The following is a 7886-nucleotide window of genomic DNA, read 5'->3' on the forward strand; positions in this document are numbered from 1 at the left end:
TAATATAGCTATTATTTAAGGTGATGAGCGTTTTCTACCACCTTCCCGGCCTGTTCGAATTTTATGACCTGTACAAGGCGTTCTTGCCGCTGTTCCGCGAGCATCGGGAATACTTTTACGACTGGTGTGAAATCGGTTCCATTTACGGTGCGCCCAGCGATTGCCTTTGGGGTGGTGGCCGCGTCGGATTTGGCGATGCAGACCCCGAGGCCGTAGCCGCACTCACCAAGGAATACGGCATTTCGGCGCGCTTGACCTTCAGCAATTCCTTGCTCCGTGAAGAACATCTTGCCGACAAGAAATGCAACGCCCTGTGCGCCCTGTTCAAGAAAAATGGGGCAGCCCCGAGCGGCGTTATTGTTCATTCGGATTTGTTGCTCGATTATATCAAGGCGAAGTATCCGGGATTCTATTTCGTGTCGTCCACGACGAAGGTGCTGACAGAATTTAGTCGCTTCGAAGCAGAACTGGACCGCGACGATTTCCGCTACGTGGTGCCGGATTTCAGGCTCAACAAGCAATTCGCCAAACTCAACGCGCTAACGCCTGCAGAAAAGCAAAAAGTCGAATTCCTGTGTAATGAATGTTGCTGGTTCGGCTGCCAAGACCGCAAAAAGTGCTACGAGAACGTGAGCCAAAAGAACCTTGGCGAAACTCAAGAAGACCACGTTTGTGCCTCGCCGAACGCAGGGCGCGGCTACCGCTTCTCTGACGCCATGAAAAATCCCGGCTTTATCGGAATCAATGACATCCAAAACGTGTACGCCCCGCAAGGGTTCCGCCATTTTAAAATCGAAGGCCGCAGCCTCGGCAGCGCTATCATCCTGGAATTTCTGCTCTATTACATGACCAAACCCGAATTCCAGCTCCAAGTCCGCGAAGAAATCTACCTCGACAGCTCGCTGGACTTGTTTTAGACTTTCATCAGATTGGCAAGAATTAATCCGTGTTCGCGGGCATAAGAGATGAAATCTTTTTCTTCTTTTGTAACCCGCATCTGGATTTTTAAGGGCTGAGAAAATTTCGACTTCCGACCAGCGTTTTCCCTTGCACCGCCATGTCCGAAGGTCTTTTCGTAGTAAGCGAGCCCCGAGGCTTTCAGGTAAGCCTTTTCCGATATGATTTTTTCGCCCTTGCAAACTTCAGACTTCAGTTTCTTGGAAACATAGCCTTCTGAATCTTTGATATATACATACTGCATTGTTACACCTCTTTCAGTCGTTGTTTTGCAAGTTTGACTTTATCCTTTGGCGTCTTTTGACTTTTCAACAGGTTCTGTTGTTCTTGCGTCAATTCTGTAATTTCTCTATTTACGGCATCAAGTTTTATAACCTTGAATGTGTTATCCATAATATATATTTTAATCTTGAATATGTCAACATAATCAAGATGTAGGGAAGGCGGATGAACCTCCGTCAGGCGAATAGGGACGGTCCCTATCTCTATATATACACGCTGATTTGGGGCCTTTGTGGGAAAATTTTGATGTAAAAAGATATTTGCGGATAGAATTAAAATGTATATTTAGCGGGAGAGGTGCTTATGGCTTTGAAGAAATTCTTGATGATTGGTGTTGTGGTTGGGTTGCTGGTTGCTTGCGGCGATGAAGCTAGCGACAAGTCGCCGGTGCAGGTTGCCGAAGAGTCTTCGTCGAGTGTCGATGAAGTTTTGTCGAGTTCTGTGAATGTAGAAGAATCTTCGAGTTCGGTTGAAAGCGAAGGCTTGTCCAGTTCGGTCGAAAGCGGAGCATCTTCCAGTTCCGAGAAATCTACAGAGTCCAGTAGCGGCAAGAACACCGAACCCGCCGAAGTGTATTCTTGCAGTGTAGCGGAAGAATCGTCCAGTTCAACGACCGTTGAACCATCTTCCAGTTCGGTGAAAGTTCAAGAATCTTCAAGTTCCGAAAAGAACGATGTATCCTCCAGTTCCGAGAAACCTGTAGAATCCAGCAGCAGCGAAAAGGTTGTGGAAAGTTCTTCGAGTGAAGTGTCAAGTAGCTCTGTAGTCCAACCATGTAAGACAAAAACAGAAGACAATTGCATTTACGGAACATTATACGATGAAAGAGATGGTAAAACATATAAAACGGTGAAAATTGGTGAGCAATGGTGGATGGCTGAAAATTTGAACTACGCAGACAGTTCAAAAACAGCTAGTTTGATGGGAAAGAGTTGGTGTTACAACAATTCTGTTGAATTATGCAATAAATATGGTCGTTTATACACCTGGTCTGCAGCAATTGACTCGGTAAAATTCGCTACTGATATAGATAATCCGTTGGACTGTGGTTTTGATAAGAACTGCACCCTGCCCGATACGGTTTACGGAATATGCCCGCTGGGTTGGCACCTGCCAAGCAAAGATGAATGGGAAAAACTGACTGATGCTGTGGGTGGCAAAACATCCCCTGGCACAATGCTAAAATCCTCCAATGGTTGGAATACTTATAACAATGTAAGCGGTAATGGCTCAGACTCCTTCGGTTTCTCTGCGCTTCCTGCTGGAGCTAGATACGTTGATGGGGATTACAACGATGATGGCCTCAATGCGTATTTCTGGTGTTCTACTGCAAATGATATTTATAATGCGAACTATATGCGTTTATCGCGCAGCAATGGAGTTGGGCTGGGTATCATCAGTAAAAGTGATGGTTTCTCGATTCGTTGCATAAAGGATTAACTCTAACAATTAATCCCACCAGGAGCGAATCTTGAAAAATCGCTCCTTTTTTATGCCTAGACAATGACGAAAGCGGAGGCGAATGCCTGACCGCAAAGCGAACATTCCGGAACGGCCATGTGAGCGTGCGGTGCAGGCTGAGCCGGAGCGCAGTTTGCATAGGAAAACGGGGCTTTCTTTTGCAAGCGGCCAGAGGTGATCCCGGCTCGGGGGCCGGGAAGACATTTCGGCGGCTAGAATGCAGCCCTAAGGCGGAAGAAGATGAGTCGTTGAGCGAACATTAGAGGCCGAAGGCCGAATCCATGTGAGCGAGACGAGCTCGTCTCTGGAGCCGTGGGCGTTTTTTTTTGAAGTCGGGGGTTTGCAGAACCCCCTTGCGTTCGGCCATAGCCAATTGCACAAGTGCATTGGCTGCGGCACTCACTTCTGGGGGTTTTAGGGGGTGGAACCCCTTAGGCGAGGGGGTGGAGAGCAACGAAGTGCGAACCAGGGGGAGGCTTCCCCCCATGGACTTAGCTTATTTTTTCCGTTTTTCGGCTTTTTGGGGCGCTTTTTCATTGTCTGAAACACGAAAAAGTGCTATATTTGATGCGTGAAAATCTAATTACCTTAAAAGGAAGGTTAAATCATGGCTAGAAAGAAGATTGCACTTGTTGGTGCTGGTCAAATCGGTGGTACAATGGCTCTCGTGCTCGCCCAGAAGAATCTTGGCGACGTGGTCCTTATCGATATTCCGCAGACTCAGGGCATGCCGAAGGGCAAGGCTCTCGACATTATGGAAGGCCGCTCTGTCATCAACTCTTCCGTGGATCTTCAGGGCTCTACCGACTACTCCGCCATCAAGGGCGCAGACGTCGTGATCGTGACTGCCGGTTTCCCGCGTATGCCGGGCATGAGCCGTGACGACCTCCTGGACAAGAACTGCGGCGTGATCAAGACCGTTGCCGAAGCCATCAAGGAAAACGCTCCGGATGCCTTCGTCATCGTGATTACCAACCCGCTGGACGCTATGGTTTACAACATGCAGAAGCAGTCCGGTCTCCCGGCCAACAAGGTCATCGGTATGGCTGGCGTGCTTGACTCTGCCCGTCTCGCTTGCTTTGTGGCCGACGAACTGGGCGTGTCTGTCGAAGACGTGAAGGCCCTCGTGATGGGTGGCCACGGCGACACCATGGTTTCCATCATGGAATGCGTGTCTGTTGGCGGTATCCCGGTTTCTCAGCTCATGAGCAAGGAAAAGTTCGCTGAACTCGCCAAGCGTACCGCCGGTGCCGGTGGCGAAATCGTGAACCTCCTCGGCCGCGGCTCTGCCTTCTACAGCCCGGCTACTTCCGCCATCCACATGGCCGAAGCCTACCTCCTCGACAAGAAGAGCGTGTTCTCTTGCGCTGCCAAGCTGAACGGTGAATACGGCGTGAAGGGCCTCTACTGCGGCGTGCCGGTCGTGGTCGGTGCAAACGGTGTCGAGAAGATTCTCGAAGTCAAGATGAGCGACGAAGAAAAGGCCGCCTTCGAAAAGTCCGTTGAGGCTTGCAAGAAGAACGCCGAATGGGTCGACGCTCATACGTAACCGTTCGCGCCCAATCGTACTAAGTACGTACCCAAAGCGCTCACTCTCGCAACCACGCCTCGTTGATACGAGGCGTTTGTTGCTCACACCTAATAAGACCGAACCGGCTAAACTCGGCTAAGTCCGTACCCTGAAGCCGGTTCTCTCGCCAACACGACTCGTTAAGACGAGTCGCTTATGGCTCATGATAATCTTCAATAGAAGAATTTTGAAAAAGCTCCTCGGTTTATGCGGGGGACTTTTTCTGTATGAAAAAATTAAGATTTTGCGCGATAATTTGTTGAAATAGCGAAATGTTTTGTTATATTTACGCTACATCTTTTTATGGAGGTTTACATGAATTTCAAACTGCCCGTAACTCTACTTGCCGCAGGCTCTTTTATGGTTGCTTGCGAAAGCACTGTTACCAACGTCAACGATGAAGCCAAGGATAAGGCCACGATCACGGTTCGTATTGTCGATAACCACTCGGGAGAAGCTGTTGCCAATGCGTCTGTCTATTCTGTCGTGGATGATGAATCTGAAGTCGCGGACGAACTGGGCCTCTCGGTCTGGGAAGACCGAGTTCTTGGTGAACACGCTTTCAAGATTTCCAAGGAAGGCTATGCTACTATTTTGACGACGGTCGCTCTTGCCGAACAGGGTCAGGGTAACGTTGCTCGCGTGGGCGATGCCATTGTTGATATTCCGATGTTCAAGACCGGTGTGGCGGCCAAGGGTGTTGTCCTTTACACGGACGAGAACGGCAACCTGAAGCCTGTCAAGGAAGCGACGGTCTATGCCAAGTTGCCGAAAATCTTTGTCCCGTCCGAAGTAACCGCCAAGACGGACAAAAATGGTGAATATTCTTTCGAAGATCTTCCGGAAGGAGTCGCGGTTGAAATCTATGTCGGTCAGGAAGCCATTTCTTCCAAGATCTATACCGGTCTCGACGATGTTAAGGCTATTTGCGGAGCTAACTGCCGCGAAGGTGACCAGATCAATGTCGACATCATCAAGCTTGCTCTGGGCGCATCTCCGCTGATTAAGATTTCTGACAACCTGAAGGATCTTGACTCTGCGTCCAGCGTCTCCATTACCTACTCTGCCGAACTGGATGCCGACTCCGTGACGAACGACATCTGGGTGGTGACCACGGGTGGTGTCAAGGTGCTGACCGAAGTGTCCTTGAGCAAGGACAAGAAGACGATCTCTATCGCTCCGTACTCTGACAAGTGGTCCAAGAACGTTTCTTATAGCGTAAAGGGTAAGGTAGTCTCTGTCGACGGAACGTCTCTGACATTTAACTCTTCCTTCTCGATCGGTGATGCTGCTGCTGAAAGGCCGGACAATGTGAAGGATCCTAAGGCTGCTTTTGACGAGGACGACGAATATATCGTTCTGAGCTGGAAGGAACCGAAAGGCACTATCGCAAAGTACAACATCTATGCAAGGGAAAACAACAGTGCGGATTATGTTCTCGTTGGATCGACCCTGGCTCCGGATACAGACTACATGATTGACCCGCTGGATTACGACGAAGATGTTACCAGCGTCAAGTTTGTAGTTCTTCCGGTCAATGCCGATGGCGTCGAAGCCGACATTTCTAAGGCCAAGGTCGCCGAAATCAAGCTCTAATATCTGCTTGATCAATGCTATTGCCACCCCATGCGGGGTGGCTTTTCTGTTTTTACGTCTTGTGTAGACTTTTTATTTGAATGCGATTGTTTGTTTTTGTTTGATTTTGTGTAAATAAGTGTTATTTGTAGACTTATAAAAAAGTTTTTGTTGACTTTCGTAACGATAAAAAGTATATTAGTGTTAAACCGTCAGGGAGTGTTTTATGTGCTTGGGATTTCGTGATTTATGTTTTTTTGCGATGGCGTTGGGGACCACCGCAACCTTTGCGGCCGACTGGTACGCGAAGGACAATTTGCAACCCGGGCATGACCCGAGCATGGTACGGTTCGAGGACGGCTACGCCCTCATGAGCACCAACAACAATCTGCAACTGTGGACAAGCGAAGATGCTTACACGTGGAAGGACCATCGTTCTACAGTGAGCGGGGTTCCGCAGTGGGCCTACACCTATGCGCCCAAGACCGAGGGCATCTGGGCTCCCGACGTTTTCTACATGAACGGCGAGTACCGCGTGTACTACTGCGTGTCGGAATTCGGCGTGCGCAATTCGGCTATCGGCTATCAATCGACGACATCGATTATGCCGGGCTCAACGGGCTACGGCTGGAAGGACCATGGTCACGTTTTCCACACCAAAGAAGGAACGGATAAGTACAATGCCATCGATGCCGACGTGGTGCGTGACACCGAGGGCAATTACTGGATGGCTTTCGGTTCGTTCGGGCTCGGCATTCAGCTGATTAAGTTAGACGCAACGACAGGCTACCAGGCGAGCGACGACAAGACGGTCTACAACATTGCACGCCGTACGAGTAAGGCTAGCGGTGGAGCCGAAGAAGGCCCGAGCCTGATTGAGCATAACGGACAGTATTTCTTGTTTACCGCATGGGACAAGTGCTGCCAGCAGGGCGCAAACATCGAGCAGACAACGTACAAGACGGCTTACGGCCGTGCAGACAAAGTAACTGGTCCGTACAAAGACCGCGCTGGCTACGACATGGCTAATGGTGGCGGCACGATTCTGTTGGAACGCTACGGGCGCTACGTGGGCCCGGGAGGCGGCGAGGCCTTCCAGGACCTGAACCGCGTGCGATTTGTGCACCACTACTACGACTTGAACGGAGACAAGTACAATCACATTCATATACGTGATGTCGTCTTCACCGAGGATAACTGGGCCGAGATGGGACAACCCTTCCTCGGGCGTTACTTGAGTGCCGAAGTCGAGCATGGCGTGCTGACCCGCGCTGTTTCGGGCGACCTCGCGATTACCCGCAGCAATACGGCCTCGAACGGGGAATACCTCGCGTACGTGAATACCGAGGGCTCCAAGATTCGCCTGCCGATGAACATTATGCAGGCGGGCGATTACCTGCTGCGTTACCGCTACGCGAACGGTGGCGATGCGGCCGCGACGCACAAGGTGACAGTGAATGGCAAGTCGCAGACGGTGACGCTCCCGCCGACGGGGTCCTGGGGCACGTTCCCCGAAAATTCTGTGGTGATGTTGCCTGCGAAACTCAAGCGCGGTGGCAACTTCATCGAAATTGAGCCTTCGCCTAACGGCAATTTTGCGGAACTCGACCGCATCGACTTCTTGCGCATTATCCGCGATACGATTCCCGCGAACGGCTTTGACAACGGCATCCGCGTGCGTCTCACGAAGGACGACGGGTTCGCCATCAAGGACGGCGGTTACGCGATTTTTGAGAACGTGGTGCTGGATTCGCTCAAGGATATCGGCAATGTTTTCCTTCAGGTGAAGAATGCTTCGTCGGGTAAGATCGTGATTCACGACGGCAAGAAGGACGGGACTGCGGTCTTCACATGTGACCTGTCAAATAGATCTCTCATGGATGGCGGCTGGTCTGCGGCGAAATGCTCGGGCGATATGGGCCTGCGCGGCATCAAGGACCTGTACCTGACGGCATCGGGAATTTCCGGCGAGGCGATTCTCGGGAATCTCATCTTTGAGCCGATGCAGGTTGTCTGCAACCAAGCACCGTGTGGCGACCCG

At 50.6% G+C, this 7886-nt stretch carries 7 protein-coding genes; 5 read left to right on the forward strand and 2 right to left on the reverse strand.

The window, feature by feature from the left end; genetic code table 11:
• The first annotated feature begins 23 nt into the window (after positions 1 to 23).
• Positions 24 to 917 (forward strand): hypothetical protein, encoded by an 894-nt coding sequence (locus ACKI61_RS01595; protein WP_407456063.1) that lies wholly within the window; start codon positions 24 to 26, stop codon positions 915 to 917.
• Here ACKI61_RS01595 and ACKI61_RS01600 read toward each other — a convergent pair.
• Positions 914 to 1201: a hypothetical protein gene (locus tag ACKI61_RS01600; protein ID WP_295038451.1), complete on the reverse strand. Its 288-nt coding sequence runs from the start codon at positions 1199 to 1201 to the stop codon at positions 914 to 916. The two genes, ACKI61_RS01595 and ACKI61_RS01600, sit on opposite strands and share 4 nt — an antisense overlap.
• A 2-nt stretch (positions 1202 to 1203) precedes the next feature.
• Positions 1204 to 1350, reverse strand: coding sequence for a hypothetical protein (locus ACKI61_RS01605; RefSeq protein ID WP_407456064.1), 147 nt, complete (start codon positions 1348 to 1350; stop codon positions 1204 to 1206).
• Positions 1351 to 1575: 225 nt separating this feature from the next.
• Between ACKI61_RS01605 and ACKI61_RS01610 the strand changes: the two genes are divergently transcribed.
• The 4 genes from ACKI61_RS01610 to ACKI61_RS01625 all read left to right on the forward strand — a co-directional run.
• A complete protein-coding gene (locus tag ACKI61_RS01610; protein ID WP_407456065.1) occupies positions 1576 to 2679 on the forward strand; it encodes a fibrobacter succinogenes major paralogous domain-containing protein in 1104 nt (367 codons plus the stop codon).
• A gap of 628 nt (positions 2680 to 3307) precedes the next feature.
• Positions 3308 to 4249 carry a malate dehydrogenase gene (mdh, locus tag ACKI61_RS01615; RefSeq protein WP_072978496.1) on the forward strand — a complete coding sequence of 314 codons (942 nt, stop codon included), beginning with the start codon at positions 3308 to 3310 and terminating at the stop codon, positions 4247 to 4249.
• A 336-nt stretch (positions 4250 to 4585) separates the two neighbouring features.
• Entirely contained in the window at positions 4586 to 5866 is a 1281-nt protein-coding gene (locus tag ACKI61_RS01620) for a hypothetical protein (protein ID WP_407456066.1), read from the forward strand.
• Positions 5867 to 6107: 241 nt separating this feature from the next.
• Positions 6108 to 7886, forward strand: a 1779-nt coding sequence (locus ACKI61_RS01625) for a family 43 glycosylhydrolase (protein ID WP_407456067.1), incomplete at its 3' end; no start/stop codon positions are given.

The organism is Fibrobacter sp. (assembly GCF_045601785.1).
Lineage (GTDB): Bacteria > Fibrobacterota > Fibrobacteria > Fibrobacterales > Fibrobacteraceae > Fibrobacter.